The organism is Stenotrophomonas sp. SORGH_AS_0321 (assembly GCF_031453215.1).
In the GTDB taxonomy this organism is placed as follows: domain Bacteria; phylum Pseudomonadota; class Gammaproteobacteria; order Xanthomonadales; family Xanthomonadaceae; genus Stenotrophomonas; species Stenotrophomonas chelatiphaga.
In genome coordinates this window covers 2,641,469-2,665,917 of record NZ_JAVIZG010000001.1, presented here as the reverse complement: position 1 = coordinate 2,665,917, position 24,449 = coordinate 2,641,469, and the positions used below count along the sequence as shown (strand labels likewise).

Below are 24,449 nucleotides of genomic sequence, written 5' to 3'. Positions count from 1 at the left end.
TGTCTCAGCCTGCGGCGAATGCCTGCCGCAGGCTGCGCAGTGAGTCCTGGCGGCAGCTGGTCGCACAGTCTTCGCCCATCTTGAATTCCTGCAGGCGCAGGCCGACCAGCGTCAGCGACAACGCATAGCCGCTGCCGGATGCATGGCGGGCATGGCTGATCGCATGGCGTGCCAGGGCATCCACATGGTCACGGTCAGGCAGCAGGCCGAGGAACGCGCGTTCAGCGCTGTCCAGGTCCGGGGCGGTCAGCACCACGCGCGGGTCGTTGGCGGGAGGGAGCAGGGCGGGCGCGGGGCTGGCCGGGGGGAGGAAAGCGTCCATGGCGTCGTTCGGCTCGATACAGAAGCGGTACGTGCACGATGCGACATCAACATTGTCAGAACATTGCGCGGCCTTCGCGCGGCTTATCATCAGCGCTGGTTTCTGCTGCCCACCGGTTTCCCATGCGCATCCTGCTGGTCGAAGACGATCCTGACCTGTCCCGTGCCCTGCAGTCCGGGCTGGAGCGCCAGGGCGTGGTCGCTGACGTGGTGGATACGCTGGCCGCGGCCGCCGCCGCGCTGCGTGATCCGGTGCACCAGCTGTTGCTGCTGGACCGCCAGCTGCCCGATGGCGATGGCCTGGCCTTCGTGGCCACCGCCCGTGCGCTGCGGCCCAGCCTGCCGGTCATCATGCTCACTGCCAAGGGCAGCCTGGGCGACAAAGTGGAAGGGCTGGATGTCGGCGCGGACGATTACCTGGTCAAGCCGGTGGCCATCGAAGAACTGATGGCGCGCATCCGCGCCGTGTCGCGCCGCCCGACCGAAATGGTCACCCCGGTGCTGCAGCTGGGGCGATTGCGTTTTGATTTCGAATCGCTGCAGGCGCAGGTGGAGGGACAGGCGCTGGCGCTGCCGCGCCGCCAGTTGCTGGTACTGCAGGCGCTGGCCCTGCGCCAGGGACGCACGGTGACCCGCAGCGGGCTGGAAGAAGCGGTGTATGGATTCGACGACGACATCCAGTCCAATGCCCTGGATGCGCATATTTCAAAGCTGCGCAAAGCGCTGCAGCAGGCCGGCGCGGGCGTGGAAATCCACGTCATCCGCGGGGTCGGCTACCTGTTGGCCGAGGCATGAAAATGAACACCGATATCCGATCCATTTCACTGGGACTGGCCTGGCGCGTCTGCCTGGCCCAGGTGTTCACCGTGTTGATCGCGGTGATGGCGCTGATCCTGACCTGGGGCGACCAGGAATCGGTGCACATGGACATGTTCACCGCCGACGACGTGGTGGCGGCGCTGCATGGCGATGGCACGGCCATCCGGCTGGATCGCAAGCGCTGGGATGCACTGAATGCGAAGGCCGGCGGCAACCTGTGGTTCGTCGCCGTGGACGAACGTGGCAACACCTTGTCCGAAGGGGCCGTGCCGGAGGTCCATCGGGAACTGCTGTCGCGGCTGGAGCGCGTCGGCTACAGCGAACTGGGATCACTGACCCCGCCGTACCTGGATGCGGCGCGCATCGTGATCAGCAACCAGGACGGCAGGCGGGTGACGGCGATGGTCGGCGGCCAGCCCAAGCACGGGCTGTGGGAAGGCGCGTTGATGGTGCTGCGGCTGATCGGCCCGTGGTTCTTCCTGCCGTTGATCGTGGTGACCCTGCTGGTCATGCCGCTGGTGATCCACCGTGCGATGCGCGGGGTGAGGCAACTGGCGCGCGAGGCGCGACTGCTGGACATCGGCAAGGCCGGCGCGCGGCTGGACACGCAGTTGGTCAGCAGCGAGATCGCCCCGCTGGTCAGTGCCTTCAACGATGCCATCGGCAAGGTCCAGCAGGGCTACGCGGCGCGCGACAAGTTCCTGGCCGACGCCGCGCACGAGCTGCGCGTCCCGATCGCGGTGGTGCAGGCGCGCCTGTCGCAGTTGCCGCAGGGCGCCTTGAAGGCACAGTTGTTGAACGACATCGCACGGCTGGGCAACGTCGCCGAACACCTGCTGGACCTGCAGCGCCTGGACCGCAGCGTGGAGAAGCTGCAGCCGCTGGACCTGGCTGCATTGGCGCGCACGGCGGCGGCGGAACTGGCGCCGCTGGTGATCGGGGCCGGATATTCCTTCGAGGTGGATGCGCCGGATGAGCCGGTGTGGATCGTTGGCGATGGCATTGCCCTGGGCCGCGTCATGGCCAACCTGGTGCACAACGCCATCGTGCATGGCGGCGGTCGCGGCACCATCAGCGTCAGACTGGAAGCGAACGGTACGCTGGAGGTCGCCGACCAGGGCGCCGGCGTGCCTGAAAACGACCGCGAGGCGATCTTCGAACCCTTCCATCGACTGCGTGCAGCCGGCAGCGGCAGCGGGCTGGGCCTGCACCTGGTGAAGGAGATCATCCAGCACCACGAAGGCGCGGTGAGCGTGGGCGAAGCGCAGGGCGGTGGTGCCAGTTTCCGGATCGCGTTCAATCGTTCGGTGCGCCGTCCCGGCTGATGCCCGAGCCTGCAGCGCGTAGAACGCTGATGGCTGGCGTTGCGGCATTCGTCCACGCTGGACGGCATGGGGGGACAGGCCTGCGATCATCTCGTCGTGTCGCCGGGCCTGTGGGGCAAGGCCAGTGCCGCCGCGCTGGTGGTCGGGACCACGGCATGCTGCCAGTTGCCGCTGCTGCCGCCGCCCGTGGCGGCCTGGTCGGGCCTGTTGCTGGGCAGCGTCCTGTGGCTGGCCCGCTGGCGGGGGCGCTGGCTGGGCATGCTGCTGGTGGGCTTCAGCTGGGCCGGGCTGCACGGACAGTGGGCGTTGCAGGCGCAGCTTCCGCCGCAGGATCCACCGGTCGACCAGGTGCTGCGTGGCAGGGTGATCGATCTGCCCGAGCATCGCCCGTCCTACAGCCGCTTCCTGCTGCGCATCGATGACGACCCGGCACTGCCCGGCGCGCTCCGCGGCCAGCGCGTGCAGGCTTACTGGAGCGCGCCCTTCACACGTGGCGCGCCCACCCACGCCGTCCCGGGGGCGATCACCCAGGGCCAGCGGCACACCGTTGCGGCCGGTTCACGCTGGCAGCTTCCGCTGCGACTGCGCGCGCCGCGCAGCCGGATCAATCCGGGAGGATTCGACGGCGAGCGCCACGCGCTGATGCTCGGCATCGCCGCCAGCGGCCAGGTCCGCGATGGCGCCGCTGCGGTCCTGCTGGAAGGTCCCAGCGGACTGGCGGCCTGGCGCGAACGCATGTCGCAGCGGATCCAGCAGGCAGTACCCGGCGACACCTCGCGGTTCCTGCGCGCGCTGGCGCTGGGCGACACGCGCGAGCTCAGCGACGCGGACTGGGAGCAGCTGCGCGCGCTGGGCCTGACCCACCTCATCGCGATTTCCGGCTTCCATGTGGGCTTGGTGGCGGGCGGTTTGGCGCTGCTGGCCGGCTTGCTGTGGCGCTGCGTGGCGGTACTGCCCCGGTGCCTGCCACGGCCGACCGCGGCGGCAATGGCGGCGGCTGCCGGCGCGGTGGGCTATGCACTGGTCGCCGGACTGGCGCTGCCGACCGTGCGTACCGCGCTGATGATCGTGGTGGTGGCGCTGGCACGCGCCAGCCGTCGGCGCATGCCGTGGGCGCAGTCGCTTGCGCTGGCAGCCTTCGCAACCCTGCTGGTCGCCCCGCTGTCGGTGCTCGCTGCAGGCTTCTGGCTCAGCTTTGGCGGCGTGCTGTGGCTGATGTGGTGCCTGCCCGGCGGACAGCGTGCCGAAGCCGGGCTAGGCGGGCTGCTCAAGCCGTTCTTCGCTGCGCAGGGCATCGCCAGCCTGGCGCTGTTGCCGCTCGGCATCAGCCTGTTCGGCCAGGCCTCGCGGATCGGCCCGCTGGTGAACCTGCTGGCGGTGCCGTGGTGGAGCCTGGTGGTGGTGCCGTTGGCGTTGTCCGGCACCGCGCTGGAGGCCCTGCATCAAGGGTTGGGAGCGTGGTGCTGGCGACTTGCCGGCGTGGCCTTCGACGTCAGTTGGCGGTGGCTGCAGCCGCTGGCGGCGTGGAGCGGGGCGGTGTGGTGGTTGCCGGAGGCGCCGCGCTGGACCCTGCCGCTGGCCCTGCTGGGGGTGTTCTGGTGGCTGCTGCCGCGCGGCCGGGGCGGGCTGCTGGCGGCCCCGCTGCTGTGCCTGCCGCTGCTGTGGCCGGATCGGCAGCTGCCGGCGCCGGGCGAGGTCGAAGTGCTGGTGCTGGACGTGGGGCAGGGCACCGCGGTGGTGGTGCGCACCGCGTCCCGGCTGCTGCTGTATGACCTTGGCCCGCCCGGTGCCGGCACCGATTCCGGCGAGCGCGTGGTGCTGCCTGCGTTGCGTGCACTGGGTGCCGGCGTCCCTGACCGCGTGCTGGTCAGCCATGGCGACGCCGACCATGCGGGCGGGCTGCCGGGGCTGCGCCGTGCCTTCCCGCAGATCCCGGTGTGGGCGCCGGCAGGGTCCGGAGTCGACGGCGCACAGCCCTGCCATCGCGGCCAGCAGTGGCGCTGGGACGGGGTGGAGTTCGAGATACTGCATCCGGGGCGGGACAGTGCGCAGCGCGGCAACGCCTCCAGCTGCGTGTTGCGGATCGCCACCGCGCGCGGGGCGATCCTGCTCACCGGTGACATCGGCATCGCCGAAGAAGCCGCATTGCTGCGCTCCAGCCGGCGCGCGCTGAAGGCCGACGCGGTGCTGGTTGCGCACCATGGCAGCGCCGGTTCGTCCAGCGCACCGTGGGTGCAGGCGGTGGGGGCGCGGCTGGCGCTGGTATCGGCCGGGCACCGCAACCGCTTCGGCCATCCGCGCGCCGACGTGGTGCAGCGCTGGGCCGCGTCCGGTGCCGAAGTGCTGGGCACCGCCTCCTCCGGCGCACTGCATGTCTGGCTGGGCGCGCAGGGGCTGCAGGTGCGCGAGCAGCGGGTGCATGCAGGTCGCTGGTGGAATGCTGCGGGCCGGGAGCGGGCGGCTGCTATCCTATCGGTGGACAAACAGGCGGCCGCTGGGCCGGAGGGTTGGAAACGTGTGGGAACTGGTCAAGGCCGGCGGTTGGCCGATGGTGCCGCTGCTGCTGCTGGGTGTACTGGCTTTGGCGATCGTCCTGGAGCGTTTCTGGTCCCTGCGCCGCAACGAGGTGCTGCCACCGGGCCTGGGCCAGGATGTGCGCAACTGGGCCGCGCGCGGCAAGCTGGATCCGGCCCACCTGGCGACCCTGCGCGCCAATTCCCCGCTCGGCGCATTGCTGGCGGCGGCGCTGGACGCGCGCAATCGTCCGCGCGACCAGATCCGTGAGCGCATCGAAGACACCGGGCGCTTCATCGTCCATCGCATGGAACGCTTCCTCAACGCACTGGGCACCATTGCTTCGGCCGGTCCGCTGCTCGGCCTGCTGGGCACCGTGGTCGGCATGATCCAGATGTTCCTGGGCATCCTGGACCACGGCGTGGGCGATGTGAACCAGCTGGCCGGCGGTATCGGCAAGGCGCTGGTCTGCACCGCCACCGGCATGATCGTGGCGATCCCCGCGCTGATGTTCCATCGTTACTTCAAGAACCGCATCAACGGTTACGTGATCGAAATGGAGCAGGAGGCCAGCGCGCTGCTGGATGCGCTGGATGGCCGTCCGGGCGTGATGGCCACGCCGCCGCGTCCGGCTGCCCCGGCTGCCGCCAACCCCGGCAGCGCCGCCCCGGCCAAGGCCTGACGGATGCGTATCCGCAACGACCGCGCCGGCGATGAGCCGCATATCGACCTGGTGCCGCTGATCGATGTGATCCTGGTGCTGATCATCTTCTTCGTGGTCACCACCACCTTCGATGCGCGCTCCACCCTGCAGGTGCAGCTGCCGCACGCCAGCCAGCAGGCCAACAGCGAACCACCGCGCGCGCTGAGCATCCTGGTCAACGCCGACGGCCGTTACTTCGTCAACGACCAGGAAGTGCTGCGCACCGACGTGGAGTCGGTCAAGCAGACCATCGCCGCGGTGGCCGGTGAAGACCGCACCCAGTCGGTGCTGCTGCGTGCCGATGCGCGCACTCCCTACCAGGCCGTGGTCACCGCCCAGGATGCACTGGGCCAGCTCGGCTTCCGCCGGATTTCCATCGCGACCGCTCCCGAGGTGCGTCAATGAGTTCCAAACACGCGCCCGTCTGGCCGATCTATAAACGCCTGCTTGGCTACACCCGCGCCTACTGGGTGTTCATGGTGGCCGCCGTCGTGGCGATGGCCGTCGAAGCCTTGGCCGGCTACGCCTTCACCCGGTTGATGGAACCGCTGGTCAACCGCGGTTTCGTCAACCCGGAACCGCGCATGGCGGTGATCCTGCCGCTGACCATCCTGGGCCTGTTCCTGATGCGCAGCCTGGCCACCCTGGTCAGCGACTACACCCTGGCGCGCACCGGCCGCAGCGTGGTCCGCGACCTGCGCGAACAGGTGCTGGAAAAGTACCTGCACCTGCCGTCCTCGCACTTCGACACCGAAGCCACGCCGGTGATGGTCAGCCGCCTGAACTTCGATACCGAACAGGTCACCCAGGCCAGCGCCGATGCGCTGAAGACGCTGGTGGCCGACACCCTGACCATCATCGCGATGCTGGTGGTGATGCTGCAGATGAGCGTCAAGGTCACCATGGCGATGCTGGTGGTGGTGCCGATGATCGGCCTGATCGTGTCCTACGTGGGCAAGCGTTACCGGCGCATCAGCCGCGGCATCCAGGACGGCATGGGCACCATGGCCGCCACCGCCGAACAGTCGCTGTCCGCGCAGCAGGAAGTGAAGGTGCACGGCACCCAGCGGCATGAGATCGACCGTTATTCGCGGCTGGCCAACCGCATGCTGGGCCTGAACATGAAGGTCGAGACCACCCGCGCCTTCGCCTCCAGCACGGTGCAGTTCCTGGCCGCGCTGGCACTGGCGGTGATCGTCTGGGTCGCCACCCGCGAAGCGCTGGTCGGCAAGCTCAACGCCGGCCAGTTCATGGGCCTGATGACCTCGATGATGGCGATCATCCCATCGCTGCGCCGGCTGACCAGCGTGCAGACCTCGATCTCGCGCGGCGTGGCCGCCGCCGAGCGGTTGTTCTCCATCCTGGACATGCCGGTGGAGCGTGACCAGGGCAGCAAGCGCATCGAACGCGCACGCGGTGAACTGGCGTTCGAGCACGTGATGCTGCGTTACCGCGAAGACGCCGGCACCGCGCTGGACGACATCAGCTTCGTCGCACGCCCCGGCACCGTGACTGCGGTGGTGGGACGCTCGGGCAGCGGCAAGACCAGCCTGATCCGGCTGGTGCCGCGCTTCTACGAGCCCAGCGGCGGACGCATCACCCTGGATGGCGTGGCACTGGACGATTACCCGCTGGCCGACCTGCGCCGCCAGGTGGCCATGGTGGGGCAGAAGGTGATGCTGTTCGACGACACCATCGGCTCGAACATCGCCTATGGCATGCAGGCCAGCCAGGAGCAGATCCGCGCGGCGGCCGAAGCGGCCAATGCCTGGGAGTTCATCGCGCGACTGCCACAGCAGCTGGACACCCCGGTCGGCGAGAACGGTGCGCTGCTTTCCGGCGGCCAGCGCCAGCGCCTGGCGATTGCCCGTGCCATCCTGCGCGATGCGCCTATCCTGATCTTGGACGAAGCCACCGCCGCGCTGGACAACGAATCCGAACGGCTGGTGCAGGATGCCCTGCAGCGGCTGATGCCCGAGCGCACCACGCTGGTCATCGCGCACCGGTTGTCCACCATCGAACACGCCGACCAGGTGCTGGTGATGGACCAGGGCCGCATCGTCGAGCGCGGCACCCACGCCGAACTGCTGCAGATGGGCGGGCTGTACGAGCACCTGTACAACATGCAGTTCCGCGAAAGGCAGGCCTGATGTCCGGCAAGGGTACCCAGACACCAGCCTACTGGTACGACGGCTCTGCGGTGCCGTTCGGCATGCGCCTGCTCAGTCCGCTGTATGCGGCCGTGTCCGGCCTGCGCCGGCGCCTGTACCGGCGCGGTTGGCTGAAGCGGCACGCGCTGCCGGTACCGGTGATCGTGGTCGGCAACATCACCGCCGGTGGCACCGGCAAGACCCCGCTGACCATCGCGCTGGTGCAGCAGTTGCGCGCCGCCGGCTGGAAGCCGGGGGTGGCCAGCCGCGGTTACGGCCGCGAGCAGGCCGACAGCGGCCGCTGGGTGGACGCCGATACGCCGACCACGCTGGGCGGTGACGAGCCGGTCCTGATCGCGTGGAAGACCGGTGCGCCGGTGCGCGTGGATGCCGACCGCGTGGCGGCCGGCAAGGCGCTGGTCGAAGCCGGCTGCGATGTGATCGTCTGCGATGACGGCCTTCAGCATTACCGCCTGGCGCGCGATATCGAAATCGAAGTCATCGACGCCCAGCGGCGCTATGGCAACGGCCGGCTGCTGCCGGCCGGCCCGCTGCGCGAGCCGGTGGCGCGCGCGGGCGAATGTGATTTCCGCGTGGTCAACCAGGGCGCGGCCAGCGCGGAAAACGCGGCGGTGGCCTGTGGGTTCGGGCAATGGCCGATGCGCCTGCGCATCGACAGTGCGCAGCCGCTGGTCGGCGGACGCCTGCGTGCGCTTTCGCACTTTGCCGGGCAGCGCGTGCATGCCGTGGCCGGCATCGCCCACCCGCAGCGCTTCTTCGACATGCTGCGCGCCGAACGCATCGGTGTGGTGCCGCATGCCTTCGCCGACCACCACGCCTACCAGCCGCAGGACCTGCGCTTTGGCAGCGAGCTGCCGATCCTGATGACCGAAAAGGACGCGGTGAAGTGCCGCGCCTTCGCCAACGACTGGCACTTCGCCATTCCCCTGCAGGCCGATCTGCCCGCTGCCTTCTGGGTGGCATTGACCGACCGCCTTGAGAAGCTGCGCGCGCGCTGAACCGACTGCGCGCGTGGCCTGTAACCGGAGAGCCCCATGACCGAGTTCGTCGTCGCCATTCCTGCCCGCTACGCCGCTTCGCGCCTGCCCGGCAAACCGCTGCGCCTGCTGGGCGGGGAACCGCTGGTGCTGCACGTGGCGCGCCGCGCGCTGCAGGCCGGCGCGCGAGAAGTGTGGGTGGCCACCGATGATGCGCGCATCGCACAGGCGCTGGAGGGATTGCAGGACGTGCAGGTGGCGATGACCGATCCGGCCCACCCGTCCGGCACCGACCGGCTGGCCGAATGTGCCCGCCATGCGGGCTGGGCCGATGACACGGTGGTGGTCAACCTGCAGGGTGACGAGCCGTTCGCACCGGCCGCCGGCATCCGTGCGGTGGCCGACGCGCTGGCCAGCGGCCGCGCCCCGATGTCCACGCTGTGCACGCCGGTCGAAGATGCGGCCACGCTGTTCGATCCCAACGTGGTCAAGCTGGTGCGCAACGCGCGCGGTGAGGCCATGTATTTCAGCCGGGCGCCGATCGCCTGGCACCGCGATGGCTTCGCGCGTAGCCGCGACGTATTGCCGGACGGGGTCCAGTGGCTGCGCCACATCGGCATCTATGGCTACCGCGCCGGGTTCCTGCAGCAGTTCGCCGCGATGCCGCCGGGCAGCCTGGAACAGGTGGAAAACCTGGAGCAGCTGCGGGTGCTGGAGGCCGGTTTCCCGATCAGCGCCGCGCTGTCGCCGGCGCCGTTCCCGCCGGGCATCGACACCCCCGAAGACCTGCACCGGGCCGAACAGTTGCTGGCCAGCGGCCAAGCCTGAGCGGGTGGATAAAAAAACCGCGTGGCACAACGATTGCATGACGCGCGGTCCGGCATAATCAGGGCATGAATGCCCAACCCGTCCAGGACCTCCCCGAGTTCGCCACGTGGCTGAACGCCGCGCCCGCCACCCTGAGCGAGCTGCGCGGGCAACCGCTGGCCCTGCTGTTCGTCAACGCCGCATCGGCGTGGTGCGCGCAGCGCCTGGCCGAAGTGGCGAACTGGCAGTCGCGCCATCCGGGGCGGCTGCAGGTGCTGGTGCTGCAGGTGCCGCGTTTTGATTTCGAACGCGAAGAAGCGGCCAGCCTGAAGCTGCTGCGGCGGCAGGGACTGCATTCGATCGCGCTGCTGGACAGCGACTGGGACGGCTGGCGGCGCTTCGGCGTCACTGCCTGGCCGACCATCGTGCTGATGGATGTGTATGGCCGCGAAAGCAGCCGCTTGGTCGGCCTGGGCCAGCCGGGCGAGCTGGATCGCGCGCTCAACGAACTGTGCGGCAGCGTGCAGCCGTCGGCATTCGAGCCGCTGCGCGAGCTGCACCCGGAGCCGCGCCTGCCGCTGTGTTTCCCCACCGGGCTGGCGGTCACCACCGAACGGCTGTACATCGCCGACAGCGGCCACCACCGCGTGCTGGAATGCACGCACGGCGGGCGCGTGGTGCGCCAGTTCGGGCAGGGCACGCCGGATTTCATGGACGGCGGCGCGCAGGAAGCGGCCTTCAACCGGCCGCAGGCGCTGGTGGTGGAACGCGAATCGCTGTACGTGGCCGACACCGGCAACCACGCCCTGCGTCGCATCAACATCATCACCGGCCAGGTCGACACGCTGTGTGGCAGTGGCCGGCCGGGCGAACCACTTGAAGGCCAGGTCAACGACCCGCGCAGCGTGGCGCTGAACCATCCCACCGGGCTGGCCCTGGCGGACAATGAACTGCACGTGGCGATGGCCGGTGACAACCGCATCTGGAGCTATCACCTGGGCCAGCGACGCCTCACCCGGCGCGCCGGCAGTGGTGCCATCGACCAGCGCGACGGCAGTGGCAACGTGGCTGCGTTCGCCCAGCCGACCGGGCTGGCTGTAGTGCAGCAGGCGCTGTACGTGGCCGATGCGCTGGCCTCTTCGATCCGTTGCGTACAGCTGCGCGGCGACCTGGTGCAGACGCTGATCGGGCAGGGCGTGTGGAACCACGGCAGCGAGGACGGTCCACGTGACCGCGCCAGCCTGCAGTTCCCGCAGGCCATCGCGCTGAGCCCGGATGCACCGCTGCTGTGGATCGCCGATGCCGGCAACGGGCGCCTGCGCACCCTGCGCCTGGGCGGCGGCGAACTGGTTACCCAGGCGCTGCCGCGCCGGCTGCACGGGCCGGCCGGACTGGCGGTGGGATCCGGTGCGGTGTGGATCGCCGAAACCGACGCCCACGCCGTGCTGCGTTTTGATCCGGCCAGTGGCGTGCTGAGCGACGTGCCGATCACCGAATGAACGCTGTACCCGCTTTTGATGGCAAGGCGTTCGCCGCCGCGCTGAGCACCGCGCCCGGTGTCTACCGGATGTACGCCGCCGATGACGTGCTGTTGTACGTCGGCAAGGCGCGGGCGCTGCGCAACCGCGTCGGCAGCTATTTCAACGGCAGCCCGAAGAACGCGCGGATCATGTCCATGCTGTCGCAGATCGTGCGCATGGACGTTACCGTGACGCGCTCGGAGAGCGAAGCGCTGCTGCTGGAAAACCAGCTGATCAAATCGCTGTCGCCGCGTTACAACGTGTCCCTGCGCGACGACAAGACCTATCCGCACGTGCTGTTGACCCGCGAACAGTGGCCGCGCATCGCGCTGCACCGCGGGCCGCGCGCGGTGCCGGGCCGCTACTTCGGGCCGTACCCCGGGGTCACTGCGGTGCGCGAAACGCTGAACCTGATGCACAAGCTGTTCAAGCTGCGCAGCTGCGAGGACAGCGTGTTCAAGAACCGCTCGCGGCCGTGCCTGCAGTACCAGATCGGCCGTTGCAGTGCGCCCTGCGTGGAGCTGGTGGCCGCCGAGGACTACGCCGAATCGGTACGCCGCGCGTCGATGTTCCTGGAAGGCAAGAGTGACGAGCTGACCCGCGAGCTGGGCGAGCAGATGCAGGCGGCCAGTGAGTCGCTCGAATTCGAGCAGGCCGCGCGCCTGCGCGACCTGGTCAAATCACTGCGCAGCATGCAGACCCGCCAGTACGTGGACGGCCGCGCCGCCGACCTGGACGTGCTGGCGGTAGCCACCCGTGGCGCGCAGGCCTGCGTGATGCTGCTGGCCTTCCGTGACGGCCGCAACATGGGCACGCGCCCGTTCTTCCCGCGCACCAATGGCGAAGACAGCCCGGAAGAAGTGCTGGGCGCGTTCGTATCGCAGTACTACGTGGAATTCGAGCCGCCGCGCGAGATCCTGCTGGATCGCGAAATCCCGGATGCGGCGCTGCTGGAAGCGGCGTTCTCCGCATCGTCGGAGCGCCGCGTACAGTTGAAATGGAACGTGCGTGGCGAGCGCGCGGGCTATCTGGAGCTGGCCAGCCGCAATGCCCAGCTGACCCTGGCCACCGAGCTCAACAGCCGCGATTCGCAGCATGCGCGCAGCGAGGCGGTGCGCGAAATGCTGGGCCTGGCCGAGCCGGTCAAACGGGTGGAATGTTTCGACATCAGCCACACCATGGGCGAGGCGACGGTGGCCTCGTGCGTGGTGTTCGATGCGGCCGGGCCGGTGAAGGCGCAGTACCGCCGTTTCAACATCAGCGGCATCGAACCCGGCGATGACTACGCCGCCATGCGCCAGGCGATCGATCGCCGCTTCCGCCGCGCGGTGGAAGAGCAGGGCGTGCTGCCGGATGTGCTGCTGATCGACGGTGGCGCCGGGCAGCTGGCGCAGGCGCAGGCCGCGCTGGCCGACCTGGGCGTGGAAGGCGTGCTGCTGGTCGGCGTGGCCAAGGGCGCCGAACGCCGCGCCGGGCATGAAGCGCTGGTGCTGCCGGACGGCCGCGAGCTGCGTCCCGGCGCCGCTTCGCCCGCGCTGCAGTTCATCCAGCAGGTGCGCGACGAGGCGCATCGGTTCGCCATCACCGGCCATCGCGGGCGCCGCCAGAAGGCCCGCATGACCAGCAAGCTGGAAGACATCGCCGGCATCGGGCCGCGCCGGCGCGCCAGCCTGCTCAAGCATTTCGGCGGGCTGGTCGGCCTGAAGGCGGCCGGTGAGGCAGAAATCGCCAAGGTGGAAGGCATCAATGCTGCCCTGGCCGCACGTATCTACGCTAACCTTCATGGACTGCCCGAGCCGAATGCGGCAGGCGAGTAGAGATTACTGATGACGCTGACCCTCCCCACCTGGCTGACCCTGCTGCGGATCCTGATGATCCCGGTACTGGTGCTGGTGTTCTATCTTCCCTACACGTGGACCAACTTCGCCTCCGCGGCGCTGTTCGGCCTGGCGGCGATCACCGATTGGCTGGATGGCTGGATCGCGCGGCGCTACCAGCTGGAATCGGCGTTTGGCGCGTTCCTGGATCCGGTGGCCGACAAGCTGATGGTGGCCGTGGCGCTGTTCCTGATCGTGCAGGGGCATCCCACGCCGTGGATGGCATTCTGGGCGGCGGTGATCGTTGGCCGCGAAATCGCCGTTTCGGCACTGCGCGAATGGATGGCCGAACTGGGCCAGCGGGCGAAAGTGCGGGTGGCGGTGATCGGCAAGGTGAAGACCACCGCGCAGATGGTCGCGCTGCTGTGCCTGTTGTATTCGGTGGCGCCGAATACTCCGGTGGAGGACATCTGGATGGGCCCGCCGGTGTTCCACATGGGCGACTGGACGCTGGCGATCGCTGCGATCCTGACCCTGTGGTCGGGCCTGCAGTACCTGCATGCGGCCTGGCCGAGCCTGCGCGCCGATGAACGCGCGGCACGCGAACGCGCGCGCCTGAAGAAGGGCAGCTGAAAGCAGTTGACACCGACGTGAAGACAGGTAAAATGCCGCCTCCCGAGCGGGAATAGCTCAGTTGGTAGAGCGCAACCTTGCCAAGGTTGAGGTCGCGAGTTCGAGTCTCGTTTCCCGCTCCAGATTGTGAAAAGAGGCCGAAAGGCCTCTTTTTTTGTGCCGGTAAGGCGGGAGGGGCGAGACGCCGTCTCTTGACACCTGCGACAGGCCGTGTAGAATGCCGCCTCCCAAGCGGGAATAGCTCAGTTGGTAGAGCGCAACCTTGCCAAGGTTGAGGTCGCGAGTTCGAGTCTCGTTTCCCGCTCCAGATTTTGAAGAAGAGGCCCACGCGGTCTCTTTTTTTTGCCTGTATTCGAGGGTGCGCTACGTGCGTGATTGCTGCGATCGGAGAGCTGAACAGGCTTGACGAGATGAAGGAGTTTCGACACAATATCGCTTCTTCGGCGCAGGTCGAAGAGATTGCGGGAATAGCTCAGTTGGTAGAGCGCAACCTTGCCAAGGTTGAGGTCGCGAGTTCGAGTCTCGTTTCCCGCTCCAGTTTTACCGGGCCCCGGAAGGGGCTTTGTTTTTCTCCCGCACCGGCCGTGCGGGGCGATGCCGGCAGATGCTGGCGGCGCAGCGGAAAAGCGGTGTTTCAAAGCGTGAAAACGCTGGTGTGGTTCCGGGTCTTCCGGTAGCATGTCGGCCTCACGCGGGAATAGCTCAGTTGGTAGAGCGCAACCTTGCCAAGGTTGAGGTCGCGAGTTCGAGTCTCGTTTCCCGCTCCAAATCCCGACAGGCCCCGACAGGGGTTTCGTCTTACCAGGACATCGCATTCCTGGTAGCTGTACACCGGCCTGGTGGCAGAGTGGTTATGCAGCGGCCTGCAAAGCCGCGTACGCCGGTTCAATTCCGACCCAGGCCTCCAGTTGAAAAGCCCTGATTTATCAGGGCTTTTTTTATGTCTGGCGTTAGGAGGGCAGGTCCGCAATCCCCTGATGTGGGGTCGAAATCATCGGGTTGCCACGCGTTTTCGAGTGGCAAACTCGCGTCAGCATGTGCCGAGTGCGTGTACGCGAGTTGAAACGGAAGGCCGGCAGCGCCCGCTCGAGCTGCGCTACTCGGAGGCGCTGACCCTGCTGCTTGATATGGCACTGGAGTCGGCCATGCGCATCCGGGAGATGTACACGCTGGAGCGCGGCCAGATTGACCTGGAGCGGCCAACGATTTTCCTGAGCAAGACCAAGAACGGCAGCAAGCGCCAGGTGCCCATGTCGTCGGTGCTGGTGGCGAAGCTCACCGCCTACGGTGGCGGCTCCGAACTGCACCTGTTTCGCTGGTGGGGTGGCAACCCCGATGAGAAGGCATTGGCGAAGATCACGTCACAGCCGTCGCGCCAGTTTGACCGCATATTCCAGGCCCCAGCATCGGCGCGCCCCAGCTCACCAGGACCGTGCCGCTGGCCGTAATGTCGGCTCATTGGAATTCAGAACAGCGCCCTCCGTCAGGGAAGCACGTGCAAAGCCTCTGCTTGACATCTGCTGACAGACTTGGAATACATGGGCGGTCCGTGCCGTGTAAGGACCGCGGTGAGGACTTAGTCTGTCTCTCATGGCCAAGGATGATTAGCGTGATGATTCGACTTTCAAGTATCGCTGTGGCAACCGCTCTCACATTGGGCGGCTCTCTCTTCGTAGGGGCGCCGAGCGTCGCCGCTCGAGATTTCTCGTCCACCACTGTCACCACGACGCAGACGGTCTACATGCCGGGCTCCCCTCAGTCAGTTGCAATATACGCCTGGATACGTGCCCAGTCTCCTGAGTACGCACCGATGCTGGACGGCGGTCAGATAACTGTAGTGACTGAGGCTCGCTCCGACGGCAATGCAGTAGCCCAATCGCCTGGCTCGAGCCCGCCGGTAGGTCTGCCATCTACTGGTCAGCCTGGCGAGGTGATCACAATCATGCAGAACAGACCTAACGGCGATAGTGAATCGTGGACCTACACCTACTCAAACTCGGGCGTCAAAGGTGGCGCATATCGTTGGGTGCTCAGCGCGTATGACTACAAGAAAGGAAACCTTCGCGTTCAATGACCGTCGCTGTCGTGTTACACGCTGGCGATAACGCGCGAAGTTTCCCGCGAATGCCCGCCTGGATTGGCGGGCATTTGCTTTTTCGAAAGTCGTTCGATGCCGCCACTTCAGTGCCATAGGTGGAGGTGGTTCGAATGGCTAGGTTTGACCACGACCAAAATTGGCCCTGTAGTGCTATCGAGCTTGTTTTGCTACATCATCGCGGGCGAACACGGTAGTGATTTCTGGGACGACGTGGAAAGTCATCGCGCCGATTCGCTTTAACTCAAGCGCACGTGATGAGCAGGCCGGCCACCCTTGAGAGACTCCTGACGAGTCTCCGCCCGGATGGCGTAGATGCGTACGTAGATGGTTTTAGGACTCATGCCCCGGCAGGGGTCGTCAGGTGGACCGCAAGCAGCTTGGCGGCAATCTGTTGAGCAGACGACCGGTAAAACGCGAGATGATCGCGAACGAACTGGAAGAGCCCGGTTCCCTCTGTCAGGCGGTGGCCGCGCACACATCTCCGTGGCACACGCGGTAATTCCTGCCGCCTCGGCGGCGATCCAGAACGTGCTTCTTGGCGACGGATCTCGCGGGACACGGTCAGAGCCCTACGCCCAAACCGGCGCGCCATCGACCGTGCGCCTTTGCCAACCTGGAGCACAATCTGGACCACGGCGCGATCTTCAGCGCTGACATGCACGAACCCTGCCGGAGTGGAAGGTGCTGCGCTTGGTAGTTAAGTCAAGGCAGTGAAGGCCAGCGTGCTGCCATGGCATATCTGCATGACGGTCGTTGCACTTGGAAGTTGAACCAAAAGTGCAGGGCGGGCACTATCTGTTTATGGCATTGCAGATTCAAGCTGCATAAGGCGTTTCCCGATTTAATGCCGAAACTGGAAATTGGAGCGAACTAAGATGGCGGTACTGCTTGCGATCATTCAACTATTGCTTGTACCGGTACTCCTCATTCCAGCACTGGCTGTTCGCTTCGCAGGAGAATCGCGGCCGCTCAATATCGTCAACTACGCGCGGGTAAAAGACCCTTCCGCCCTTCATCGCTGGGCTGGGAATCGACTTGCTGTCCTTCCTCTGCTGTTCCTGATCTCTGGATTGGTTTCGATACAGAAGCCAAGTCTATCAGCGGCGCTTCTAATACTGATGGTGATTACAATGTTGGTTGTCGCCGTATCACTTGTCGTAGGCTCTGAGAAGTTTCAAAGTACGCCCTGACGTGAAGGCGGGTGCACCGCCGGCCGTCGTCCATTCCAGAACGACCTCACCAGTGGCTGCGCCAGACTATGGCCCTTGGGGAAGAACCATCAGCGTCTGGCTGAGGCCTCAAGTGAGGAGCGGTGCACCTGGCCTGTAGTGGTTGCATGTAGCACAACTGGGCTATTGAGCGGTTCCAGCCAATTCCTCAAGAAGCGCGTCGGGCTCGTCGGGCGATACCAAGATGGAGTAACCGGCGGTGGTCGGAATGACAAGAACCCTTCCACCATCAGCTACTGCGGCGAAAATCTTATCCCCGCCAGACTTAGCCCGGAACCAACCCAATGCCATTCCAGGCATGCCAATTCCATTGGTTCGCAGTCCAGGTCTACCCAGAAAATTTTGAAGGAATCCTCAAGAGGGGTGCGGACCGCTCTGGCGCGCAGTGGGCAGTTTTTTTTCGAAGGCGGACACGAATGTACGGGGCTGAATTGAAGGATGCTGCTCGATGCAGGAATCCGGCCCTGGCGCGCTTTCAGCTATCTGGCCGACCCCACACCCAACACCAGCAGCGCGCGGCTGGTGCGCATCGTGCGGTCCGCCATGCCCTCCGGTGTGGCCTTGCTGGTGCTGGATCCCAGGTTGATCCGTCGGCTCACGCCCAGCAGGTCATCGCGGTCGGCCAGTGCATTGAGGCCGGCGTCCTGCCACCACGCGGCAGCGACCAACGCGCCCACTTCCGGTGATTCCAGCAGCTCGGGCTGGTCTTCCAGCGGCAGGTCGAGCAGTTCGCCGATGCGGCGATAGTTGTCGCGCCCGGTCAGCGCGATCGGTCCGCGCCCGCGATAGCGATAGCCATCGCCGCTGGCTTCGTCACGGTTGCCATTGCGGTTGGCATATACGCGGTTGGCCAGCCGCTCCGGCTTGCGCACATACTGCGGCTGTTCGGCTTCGGACAGGCGCCGACCGAACACTTCACCGATGCGTTTGCGGCTGTACGAAAGGTTTTCCTGCAGGTGCTGCAGGCTCAGGCTTTCATGGCCGATCTGTGCCAGGAAATGCGCGACGCGCCGTGGCGTGTTGATCTCGAAACGCTGCATGGCCTCGTTCAGCGGCGCGGTCCACCGCTGCGCCAGCGCCAGCGGGCACATCAGGATCTGCGAGAGCAGGGCGGCGTTGATCATCAGTCACTCCACGGGGCGGGGCGCTTGGGCGCGCGAATGCGATGCAGCGAACATCGCGCGCCCTTCCGTCGCATTCCAGTGGAAACCTGCGGGGTGCCCTCGCCGCAGGCCCTGTGCCAGCGCCGCGGCGGGATCGGCGACGCCCATGGCGCCAGCCTGCGCAGGCTAAAGGCTTGAAGAATCCACGTAACGCCGACCTTCCTGGGTCAGATCGATATCGCCGTCTTCGCCATGCGCGGCAAGGCCGGCTTGCACCGCCCAGGCCGCGTCTTCTTCCGCAACCGGGCGGGTGGCCTGGATCGCTTCCAGAATGCGTTGCTGCTTTTCGGTCAACTCCATTGGGGTTCCTTCGAGGTTTCCAGCCTTGCAGCCTACGCATGCGCGGTGAGGGCACCGTCTGGAAGGCGCTTGCGTCAACGCCCCTCGCAGTGTCATCTGATCTGAATGGTTCAGTGCGGTGCAAAGAATGTGTTCGCTGTGTCATTGACGCGTAGACAAAAAAATGTCTAATTCATAGGCATCGTGTTGCCTCGCCGGATGCTCCCGCATCCCCGCTGCCACCGATTTCGTGGAGGTCGTACATGGATTACGGCAGACAGGACCTGGCCGACCAGGTTCGCGATGAGTTGCAGGACAGCTACCAGCGGCATGGATGCGGCCCGGAGTTCTGGAATACCTATCAGCGGGTGCTGGCGCGTCTGGTACCGGAGGGGCGTGAGCGCACCCAGGTCACCAACGACATGGCCCTGCTGATCGAGCAGCTTGGCATTGTCCGGCACGCCCAGCTGGTGCCGCCGCCCGATCCGCCATCGCCCTGATTCACCCCGCCAGCGCGGCACCCAGCAGCACCAGTCCCAGCACCAGGCTCAGCAGTCCCGACAGCGCCAGGGTGCGCGGTCGTATCCACTGCGGTCGGTCACCGGCCAGGCGCCGCGGGCTGATGTGCTGGATGAGCCCATGGCCCAGCCCCGCCGCCTGCTGCGACTGCTCACAGGCCACGGCGCAGGCGCCGCAGTCCAGGCAATGGGCCTGCGGGCCGTCGCGCACGTCCAGCGCCATCGGGCATGCCTGCACGCAGTGTCGGCAGTCGGTGCAGTCCCCCAGTCGATCATCGGCGAAACGCGGCATCGGTCCGGCCAGCTGCGGATGGGCCCAGCGGAATACGTAATCCTGTGCGGTGCTGGCATCGAGCAGGCCGCGTCCACGCTGGGCGATGCTGCCGCCTCCCGGCCGCCGTGGCCCGCGCGGCTCGCCACGCGGCGCGTGGTACAGCATGCGCGGGGTGTGCCCATCGCACAGCAGCGGCTGCAGACGCGCGAAGGGACACAGCAGGCGGCACACGTGACGGCGCAGGAAGCCCGCGTTTCCCCAGGTCGCCACCGCGTAGAAAGCGACCCAGAACGATTCGAAGCCGCCCAGCCGCAGGGCAGCGGCGCGCGCCAGCAGCGGTTGGAGGGGCGTGAACAGGCCGACGAAGCTCAATGCAGTCCACAGTGCGATGCCGATCCACAGCGCATGGCGCGCGACCGGCTCTGCACGGGAGTGCCCGAACAGACGCCGCGTGCCGCGCTCCACCCACGAAAACAGCGTGCTCCACACGGTCTGCGGACAGGCATGGCCACACCACAGGCGGCCGGCCAGATGAGTGAGCAGCGCCAGCATCGTGGCGAGCACGGCCATCACTCCCAGCAGCAGGCCGGCCTGGCTGGGCCACAGGGTCAGGCCGAACACATCGAAGCGGCGCTCCACCAGGTCCAGCAGCACGGCCTGGCGACCGTCCCAGCGCAGCCAGGGCAGGGCGTGGAAGCCGACCAGCAGCCCGACCGGCAACCCCGTTCGGATTCGTGACAGCAGCGCAGGCCGGTTCATCCCAGCGGCACCTCGTCGTCGTCCCCGGGCTGCGCCGGCGCCGGCCGCAGCAGGTACCAGGTAGCGGCGCTGGACAGGCTGGTGATGCCCCAGGTCATGAAGAACCCCAGCGTGTAGCCCAGCCCACGACTGATGCCAAGGCCGGGAACGGCGATGTCACCCAGCCGCAGCGGATCGACGAAGGCGAACAACACCGCACACGCCAGTGCGGCGGCGATGAAACCGGGCCACAGGATCACGCCAAGGGCATGCAGGCGCTGCCGGGGGCGTGGATCGGCGTCGGTGGTGCACTGTCGGGGCATGCGGCACGGTCCGGCAGGAGGGGCGGTGGACACCGGCAGGGGCACGCAACGGCCCACCGGCAGGGTGTCACTGTAGAAAGCCTGCGGGCCAGCGTCCTTGATCCTGATCAAGCGGGCGTTGTGCAGGCCAATGCGATCATGCGCCATCACATTCGCCCGGATTCCATGGATACCCTGCCGCCCCCGTTGCCCGAAGCCTCCCTCGACCTGTGCTCCGAAGCGGAAGTGACCCGTCTGGTCCACGACTTCTACGCGCGCGTGCGCGACGAACCCCGGCTGGGTCCGGTGTTCACCGCCCATGTGCAGGACTGGCCGACCCACCTGTCCCAGCTGGTCGATTTCTGGTCGGCCCTGCTGCGCGGCACGCGGCGCTTCCAGGGCTCGCCGATGTCCAAGCACATGGCCATCGATGACATGGACCGCGACCTGTTCGATCGCTGGCTGGTGCTTTTCCGGATGACGTCGGCGGAAAGTGCCAACCCGGACATGCAGCGGCTGGCCGACGACATCGCCGCGCGCATCGCCGATACCTTCTGGAAGCGCTACCGGATGCTGCGCCTGCCATCGATCGGCCTGCCCATCGTCGGCTGATGCGCCTGGATTGATCTCGGTCAAGGCGCATGCGCACGGCCGCGCGCACGCTGCAGGCATGGACACGTACTCACCTGTTGCAGGCGGCCTGGCCTGGTGTTTCGACGCGGCGACCCTGCGCCGCCACGACAAGGCCGGCCCGCGCTACACCTCCTATCCGACCGCGCCGCATTTCCATGAGGGATTCGGCGAGGCCGAGCTGACCGCGACGCTGGCCCGCAGCAACGCGCAGGCGCGTGCGCTGTCGCTGTACGTGCACGTGCCGTTCTGCAGCAGCCCGTGCTTCTACTGCGGCTGCAACCGGATCATCAGCCGCGACCGCAGCCGTGGCCATGCTTACGTGGCGCGGGTGCTGGCCGAGGCGGACCTGGTCGCCTCACACATCGATCCGCAGCGCGAGGTGATCCAGCTGCACCTGGGCGGCGGCACGCCGAATTTCCTCACCGGCGAAGCGATGGCCGAGCTGGTCGAAGGACTGCGCCAGCGCTTCCGTTTCAGCGCCTCGCCTGAGCGCGATTTTTCCATCGAACTCGATCCGCGTTTCATCGACCGCGACGACGTGGCGCGGCTGGCCGGACTGGGGTTCAACCGGGCCAGCCTGGGCGTGCAGGATTTCGATCCGCAGGTGCAGGCGGCGATCAACCGCCTGCAGGGCGTGGAGCAGACGCTGGACATCCTGCAGGCCTGCCGCGATCACGGCATGCGCTCGGTCAACGTGGACCTGATCTACGGCCTGCCGGGACAGACCTTGGCTGGCTTCGGGCGCACCCTGCAGCAGGTGCTGGCGCTGCGCCCGGATCGTCTGGCGGTGTATGGCTACGCGCACCTGCCGCAGCTGTTCCGCGTGCAGCGGCAGATCGATGAATCACGCCTGCCCGCGCCGGAGCAGAAGCTGGCACTGCTCGGGCTGGCGGTGGAGCGGCTGCTGCAGGCCGGTTACCAGTACATCGGCATGGATCATTTCGCGCTGCCGGAAGAAGACCTGTCGCGCGCCCAGCGCGCCGGGCAGCTGCACCGCAACTTCATGGGCTATACCACCCATGCCGATACCGACCTGCTGGGGTTGGGGGTGAGCGCGATCAGCACCGTGGCCAGCAGTTACAGCCAGAATCCGCGCGAGCTGCCGGCGTGGGAGGCGGCGGTGGATGCGGGACATCTGCCGGTGTGGCGCGGCGTGCAGCTGGACCCGGACGACCTGCTGCGCGCGGAAATCATCCAGCAGCTGATGTGCCATGGCGAAGTCGATGTCGGCGCGTTCTGCGCCGCACGCGCGATCGCGTTCGAGGTGTACTTCGCCGATGCGCTGGCGCAGCTGCATAGCCTGCAGGCCGATGGCCTGGCCGAGGTGGACGCCGGGGTGGTGCGGGCCACGGCCAAGGGCCGCCCGCTGCTTCGCCTGCTGGCGATGTGCTTTGACCGCTACCTGTCGCAGCCGGGACAACCGGCGCGGTATTCGCGTGCGCTGTGAGGCATCGCGTGGTGCTGGCAAGCAGTTCTGGTGCCCGGAGCCGGGATCGAACCGGCAAGACCTTGCGGTCGGCGGATTTTAAGTCCGCTGCGTCTACCAGTTTCGCCATCCGGGCCGCGCGGCATAGGGTGCACCACGGGGCGCGAATTTGGAATGGCGACGCGCTCGCATGGAATCGTGACCCGCTGCGCGGTCTGCGCCGCGAGGCTGTCAACCGCGCGTTGTTCATGCCATATTCGGCTTTGTCAGGGGCCAGGGAGTGACCATGCCGTTGCACGCGATTGCCTACGTCAGCCAGGCCCGTTCGGCGCTGGCACCGCAGGAGCTGGATGCGTTGCTGGCCGATGCGACGGCGTTCAACCGGATGGCCGGCGTCACCGGGGTGCTGATGTTCGATGGCGAGCGCTTCCTGCAGTACCTGGAAGGCCCGCGCGATGGACTCGATTCGGTGTACGGCCGGGTGCTCAACGCCAGCATCCACCACGGCGTGCGGCAACTGGCCGCCGGGGCGGTGGCCACGCGCTGGTTCCCGCACTGGACCATGGCCAACCGGCGCATCGATCCGCTGACGATGACCCACATCATCAACGCACCCTGGACCGGCATCAGCGCCGGCCGACCCGCGGCCGGGCAGGGGCTGGCGCTGCTGCTGCGCAGCTGGACCGGCGGCGATGGCGAACTGGAGCCGGCGGCGGTCAGCCTCGGCTCCTGAAAGCGCAAGCGTGGTCAGCGCCGGGCATGGCGGTTACCCTTGTGCCTCTTTGAATCGGAGGCGGGTGCGCAATGGAGAGTTCAAACGCGCATCGCGCAGCAGGGTCGCAGCGTCAGGGCAGCCCGGTGTCGGCGGCCACGTCCCCGCGCCCTGCAATCATCGGCCTGGGGTATGTCGGCCTGCCGTTGGCGGTCGCCTTCGGGCGGTTGTTCCCCACCCTGGGCTTCGACATTGATGCCGCGCGCGTTGCCGAACTGCAGCAGGGCCATGACCACACCCTGGAACTGGAAGACGGCGAGCTGGCCGGTGCCCCGCTGCTGCGCTGCAGTGCCGATGCCGCCGATCTGGCTGCGTGCAATATCTACATCATCACCGTGCCCACGCCGATCGACGCGCGCGAACAGCCCGACCTGGGGCCGCTGCGTTCGGCCAGTGAAAGGGTGGCCAGCGTGCTGAAGGCCGGCGACCTGGTGGTGTACGAATCCACCGTGTATCCCGGCACCACCGAGGAAGTCTGCATTCCGCTGCTGGAGGCCGGCTCCGGGCTGCGTTTCAACCAGGATTTCTACTGCGGCTACAGCCCCGAGCGGGTCAGCCCCGGTGACCGCAACCGCCGCCTGGCCGATATCCGCAAGATCACCTCCGGCTCCACCCCCGAGGTGGCCGCGGTCGTGGACGCGCTGTATCGCCGGATCATCACCGCCGGCACGTTCCCGGCGCCGTCGATGCGCGTGGCCGAGGCCGCCAAGGTGGTGGAAAACATCCAGCGCGACGTCAACATCGCGCTGGTCAACGAACTGGCGCTGATCTTCGACAAGCTCGGCATCGATACCCAGGACGTGCTCGACGCGGCTGGCAGCAAGTGGAATTTCCTGCCGTTCCGGCCGGGACTGGTGGGTGGCCATTGCATCGGCGTGGACCCGTATTACCTGCTGCACAAATCGGAAAGCGTGGGCTACCACCCCGACCTCATCCATACCGCGCGCCAGGTCAACAACCGGGTCGGGGCGCACGTGGCCGAGCGCGTTCTGTCGCTGCTGGCCGATCGTGGACGCAGCGCGGAACAGGTCCGCATCCTGGTCCTCGGCGTGACCTTCAAGGAAGACTGTCCGGACCTGCGCAACAGCCGTGCGCTGGAACTGGCCGAACAGCTCCAGGCCAGTGGCGCGCGGGTGGACGTGCATGATCCGTGGGTGGGTCCGGCGGCGTTGGCCGACACGGCGGTGCACTGGGTGGCGCGTCCCGAACCCGGCGCCTACGATGCGGTGGTGCTGGCGGTGGCGCACGCCGCGTTCCTGGACATGGATGCGGCGCAGATCGCGGCCCTGCAGGCGCCGGGCGGCATCGTCTACGACGTCAAGTCGGCCTGGCCGCGTGCTTCGGTGGACGGCCGCCTGTAAGCGGCTGCCGCAGCGTTGACGGCGGCGCGGGTAGACTGGTTGCAGCCAT

22 protein-coding genes, 6 tRNA genes and 1 pseudogene are annotated in these 24,449 nt (G+C 67.1%); 23 read left to right on the top strand and 6 right to left on the bottom strand.

The window, feature by feature from the left end; translation table 11 throughout:
• Positions 1–4: 4 nt before the first annotated feature.
• Positions 5–322, bottom strand: coding sequence for a hypothetical protein (locus QE373_RS12000; protein ID WP_259169863.1), 318 nt, complete (start codon positions 320–322; stop codon positions 5–7).
• A 122-nt stretch (positions 323–444) separates the two neighbouring features.
• On the opposite strand from QE373_RS12000, the gene QE373_RS11995 reads away from it, so the two are divergent.
• The 18 genes and pseudogenes from QE373_RS11995 to QE373_RS11910 all read left to right on the top strand — a co-directional run bounded on the left by QE373_RS11995 (position 445) and on the right by QE373_RS11910 (position 16,895).
• A complete protein-coding gene (locus QE373_RS11995) occupies positions 445–1,116 on the top strand; it encodes a response regulator transcription factor (RefSeq protein ID WP_309686814.1) in 672 nt (223 codons plus the stop codon).
• A gap of 2 nt (positions 1,117–1,118) precedes the next feature.
• Positions 1,119–2,465: a HAMP domain-containing sensor histidine kinase gene (locus QE373_RS11990; RefSeq protein ID WP_309686812.1), complete on the top strand. Its 1,347-nt coding sequence runs from the start codon at positions 1,119–1,121 to the stop codon at positions 2,463–2,465.
• Between the two features lie 66 nt (positions 2,466–2,531).
• A pseudogene (locus QE373_RS11985) lies at positions 2,532–4,973 on the top strand (DNA internalization-related competence protein ComEC/Rec2); the annotation flags it as partial.
• Between the two features lie 7 nt (positions 4,974–4,980).
• Positions 4,981–5,661, top strand: coding sequence for a MotA/TolQ/ExbB proton channel family protein (locus QE373_RS11980; RefSeq protein ID WP_309686809.1), 681 nt, complete (start codon positions 4,981–4,983; stop codon positions 5,659–5,661).
• Positions 5,662–5,664: 3 nt separating this feature from the next.
• Positions 5,665–6,087 carry a biopolymer transporter ExbD gene (locus QE373_RS11975; RefSeq protein WP_042614192.1) on the top strand — a complete coding sequence of 141 codons (423 nt, stop codon included), beginning with the start codon at positions 5,665–5,667 and terminating at the stop codon, positions 6,085–6,087.
• Positions 6,084–7,832 (top strand): lipid A export permease/ATP-binding protein MsbA, encoded by a 1,749-nt coding sequence (gene msbA, locus QE373_RS11970; RefSeq protein WP_057508273.1) that lies wholly within the window; start codon positions 6,084–6,086, stop codon positions 7,830–7,832. The genes QE373_RS11975 and msbA overlap by 4 nt, the downstream gene beginning before the upstream one ends.
• Positions 7,832–8,851, top strand: coding sequence for a tetraacyldisaccharide 4'-kinase (gene lpxK, locus QE373_RS11965; protein WP_309686803.1), 1,020 nt, complete (start codon positions 7,832–7,834; stop codon positions 8,849–8,851). Before msbA ends, lpxK begins: the two co-directional genes overlap by 1 nt.
• Positions 8,852–8,887: 36 nt before the next feature.
• On the top strand, positions 8,888–9,658 hold the full coding sequence (kdsB, locus tag QE373_RS11960; RefSeq protein WP_309686800.1) for a 3-deoxy-manno-octulosonate cytidylyltransferase: 771 nt from the start codon (positions 8,888–8,890) through the stop codon (positions 9,656–9,658).
• 65 nt (positions 9,659–9,723) lie between these two features.
• Positions 9,724–11,136: a hypothetical protein gene (locus QE373_RS11955; protein WP_309686798.1), complete on the top strand. Its 1,413-nt coding sequence runs from the start codon at positions 9,724–9,726 to the stop codon at positions 11,134–11,136.
• Positions 11,133–12,974, top strand: coding sequence for an excinuclease ABC subunit UvrC (gene uvrC / locus QE373_RS11950; protein WP_057508277.1), 1,842 nt, complete (start codon positions 11,133–11,135; stop codon positions 12,972–12,974). Before QE373_RS11955 ends, uvrC begins: the two co-directional genes overlap by 4 nt.
• Before the next feature lie 9 nt (positions 12,975–12,983).
• On the top strand, positions 12,984–13,607 hold the full coding sequence (gene pgsA / locus QE373_RS11945) for a CDP-diacylglycerol--glycerol-3-phosphate 3-phosphatidyltransferase (RefSeq protein ID WP_309686794.1): 624 nt from the start codon (positions 12,984–12,986) through the stop codon (positions 13,605–13,607).
• 46 nt (positions 13,608–13,653) lie between these two features.
• Positions 13,654–13,729: transfer RNA gene (locus QE373_RS11940), tRNA-Gly, on the top strand.
• A 109-nt stretch (positions 13,730–13,838) separates the two neighbouring features.
• Positions 13,839–13,914 (top strand) — tRNA-Gly (locus QE373_RS11935).
• 154 nt (positions 13,915–14,068) lie between these two features.
• Positions 14,069–14,144, top strand: a tRNA-Gly gene (locus QE373_RS11930).
• A 154-nt stretch (positions 14,145–14,298) separates the two neighbouring features.
• Positions 14,299–14,374, top strand: a tRNA-Gly gene (locus tag QE373_RS11925).
• Between the two features lie 66 nt (positions 14,375–14,440).
• Positions 14,441–14,514 (top strand) — tRNA-Cys (locus tag QE373_RS11920).
• Between the two features lie 109 nt (positions 14,515–14,623).
• Positions 14,624–15,055, top strand: a complete 432-nt coding sequence (locus tag QE373_RS11915; RefSeq protein WP_309686791.1) for a tyrosine-type recombinase/integrase — start codon at positions 14,624–14,626, stop codon at positions 15,053–15,055.
• Between the two features lie 1,525 nt (positions 15,056–16,580).
• Positions 16,581–16,895 carry a hypothetical protein gene (locus tag QE373_RS11910; RefSeq protein WP_309686788.1) on the top strand — a complete coding sequence of 105 codons (315 nt, stop codon included), beginning with the start codon at positions 16,581–16,583 and terminating at the stop codon, positions 16,893–16,895.
• Positions 16,896–17,413: 518 nt separating this feature from the next.
• On the opposite strand, the gene QE373_RS11905 is transcribed toward QE373_RS11910, so the two are convergent.
• Both QE373_RS11905 and QE373_RS11900 read right to left on the bottom strand, forming a co-directional pair.
• The gene (locus QE373_RS11905) at positions 17,414–18,058 is read right to left on the bottom strand and encodes a glycoside hydrolase family 19 protein (protein WP_309686785.1); all 645 of its coding nucleotides are present in this window, start codon (positions 18,056–18,058) and stop codon (positions 17,414–17,416) included.
• 165 nt (positions 18,059–18,223) lie between these two features.
• On the bottom strand, positions 18,224–18,397 hold the full coding sequence (locus QE373_RS11900; protein WP_309686782.1) for a hypothetical protein: 174 nt from the start codon (positions 18,395–18,397) through the stop codon (positions 18,224–18,226).
• Positions 18,398–18,639: 242 nt separating this feature from the next.
• Between QE373_RS11900 and QE373_RS11895 the strand changes: the two genes are divergently transcribed.
• A complete protein-coding gene (locus tag QE373_RS11895) occupies positions 18,640–18,876 on the top strand; it encodes a hypothetical protein (RefSeq protein WP_309686778.1) in 237 nt (78 codons plus the stop codon).
• A gap of 1 nt (position 18,877) precedes the next feature.
• On the opposite strand, the gene QE373_RS11890 is transcribed toward QE373_RS11895, so the two are convergent.
• Complete coding sequence (locus QE373_RS11890; protein WP_309686775.1) at positions 18,878–19,927, bottom strand: 4Fe-4S dicluster domain-containing protein; 1,050 nt, start codon at positions 19,925–19,927, stop codon at positions 18,878–18,880.
• On the bottom strand, positions 19,924–20,229 hold the full coding sequence (locus QE373_RS11885; protein WP_309689765.1) for a hypothetical protein: 306 nt from the start codon (positions 20,227–20,229) through the stop codon (positions 19,924–19,926). The genes QE373_RS11890 and QE373_RS11885 overlap by 4 nt, the downstream gene beginning before the upstream one ends.
• A gap of 165 nt (positions 20,230–20,394) precedes the next feature.
• Here QE373_RS11885 and QE373_RS11880 point away from each other — a divergent pair, with 165 nt between their 5' ends.
• Positions 20,395–20,820 carry a group III truncated hemoglobin gene (locus QE373_RS11880; protein ID WP_309686773.1) on the top strand — a complete coding sequence of 142 codons (426 nt, stop codon included), beginning with the start codon at positions 20,395–20,397 and terminating at the stop codon, positions 20,818–20,820.
• A gap of 58 nt (positions 20,821–20,878) precedes the next feature.
• Entirely contained in the window at positions 20,879–22,288 is a 1,410-nt protein-coding gene (gene hemN / locus QE373_RS11875; protein WP_309686770.1) for an oxygen-independent coproporphyrinogen III oxidase, read from the top strand.
• 28 nt (positions 22,289–22,316) lie between these two features.
• On the opposite strand, the gene QE373_RS11870 is transcribed toward hemN, so the two are convergent.
• Positions 22,317–22,403 (bottom strand) — tRNA-Leu (locus QE373_RS11870).
• A gap of 150 nt (positions 22,404–22,553) precedes the next feature.
• On the opposite strand from QE373_RS11870, the gene QE373_RS11865 reads away from it, so the two are divergent.
• Together QE373_RS11865 and QE373_RS11860 are read left to right on the top strand one after the other, a co-directional pair.
• Positions 22,554–23,000, top strand: coding sequence for a BLUF domain-containing protein (locus QE373_RS11865; protein ID WP_309686767.1), 447 nt, complete (start codon positions 22,554–22,556; stop codon positions 22,998–23,000).
• A 71-nt stretch (positions 23,001–23,071) separates the two neighbouring features.
• Positions 23,072–24,400: a nucleotide sugar dehydrogenase gene (locus tag QE373_RS11860; RefSeq protein WP_309686765.1), complete on the top strand. Its 1,329-nt coding sequence runs from the start codon at positions 23,072–23,074 to the stop codon at positions 24,398–24,400.
• Positions 24,401–24,449: the final 49 nt, after the last annotated feature.

Coding starts and splice junctions, on each gene's coding strand:
- QE373_RS12000 (WP_259169863.1), bottom strand. CDS start 322: ATGGACGCTTTCCTCCCCCCGGCCAGCCCCGCGCCCGCCCTGCTCCCT.
- QE373_RS11995 (WP_309686814.1), top strand. CDS start 445: ATGCGCATCCTGCTGGTCGAAGACGATCCTGACCTGTCCCGTGCCCTG.
- QE373_RS11990 (WP_309686812.1), top strand. CDS start 1,119: ATGAACACCGATATCCGATCCATTTCACTGGGACTGGCCTGGCGCGTC.
- QE373_RS11975 (WP_042614192.1), top strand. CDS start 5,665: ATGCGTATCCGCAACGACCGCGCCGGCGATGAGCCGCATATCGACCTG.
- msbA (WP_057508273.1), top strand. CDS start 6,084: ATGAGTTCCAAACACGCGCCCGTCTGGCCGATCTATAAACGCCTGCTT.
- lpxK (WP_309686803.1), top strand. CDS start 7,832: ATGTCCGGCAAGGGTACCCAGACACCAGCCTACTGGTACGACGGCTCT.
- kdsB (WP_309686800.1), top strand. CDS start 8,888: ATGACCGAGTTCGTCGTCGCCATTCCTGCCCGCTACGCCGCTTCGCGC.
- QE373_RS11955 (WP_309686798.1), top strand. CDS start 9,724: ATGAATGCCCAACCCGTCCAGGACCTCCCCGAGTTCGCCACGTGGCTG.
- uvrC (WP_057508277.1), top strand. CDS start 11,133: ATGAACGCTGTACCCGCTTTTGATGGCAAGGCGTTCGCCGCCGCGCTG.
- pgsA (WP_309686794.1), top strand. CDS start 12,984: ATGACGCTGACCCTCCCCACCTGGCTGACCCTGCTGCGGATCCTGATG.
- QE373_RS11910 (WP_309686788.1), top strand. CDS start 16,581: ATGGCGGTACTGCTTGCGATCATTCAACTATTGCTTGTACCGGTACTC.
- QE373_RS11905 (WP_309686785.1), bottom strand. CDS start 18,058: ATGATCAACGCCGCCCTGCTCTCGCAGATCCTGATGTGCCCGCTGGCG.
- QE373_RS11900 (WP_309686782.1), bottom strand. CDS start 18,397: ATGGAGTTGACCGAAAAGCAGCAACGCATTCTGGAAGCGATCCAGGCC.
- QE373_RS11895 (WP_309686778.1), top strand. CDS start 18,640: ATGGATTACGGCAGACAGGACCTGGCCGACCAGGTTCGCGATGAGTTG.
- QE373_RS11890 (WP_309686775.1), bottom strand. CDS start 19,927: ATGAACCGGCCTGCGCTGCTGTCACGAATCCGAACGGGGTTGCCGGTC.
- QE373_RS11885 (WP_309689765.1), bottom strand. CDS start 20,229: ATGCCCCGACAGTGCACCACCGACGCCGATCCACGCCCCCGGCAGCGC.
- QE373_RS11880 (WP_309686773.1), top strand. CDS start 20,395: ATGGATACCCTGCCGCCCCCGTTGCCCGAAGCCTCCCTCGACCTGTGC.
- hemN (WP_309686770.1), top strand. CDS start 20,879: ATGGACACGTACTCACCTGTTGCAGGCGGCCTGGCCTGGTGTTTCGAC.
- QE373_RS11865 (WP_309686767.1), top strand. CDS start 22,554: ATGCCGTTGCACGCGATTGCCTACGTCAGCCAGGCCCGTTCGGCGCTG.
- QE373_RS11860 (WP_309686765.1), top strand. CDS start 23,072: ATGGAGAGTTCAAACGCGCATCGCGCAGCAGGGTCGCAGCGTCAGGGC.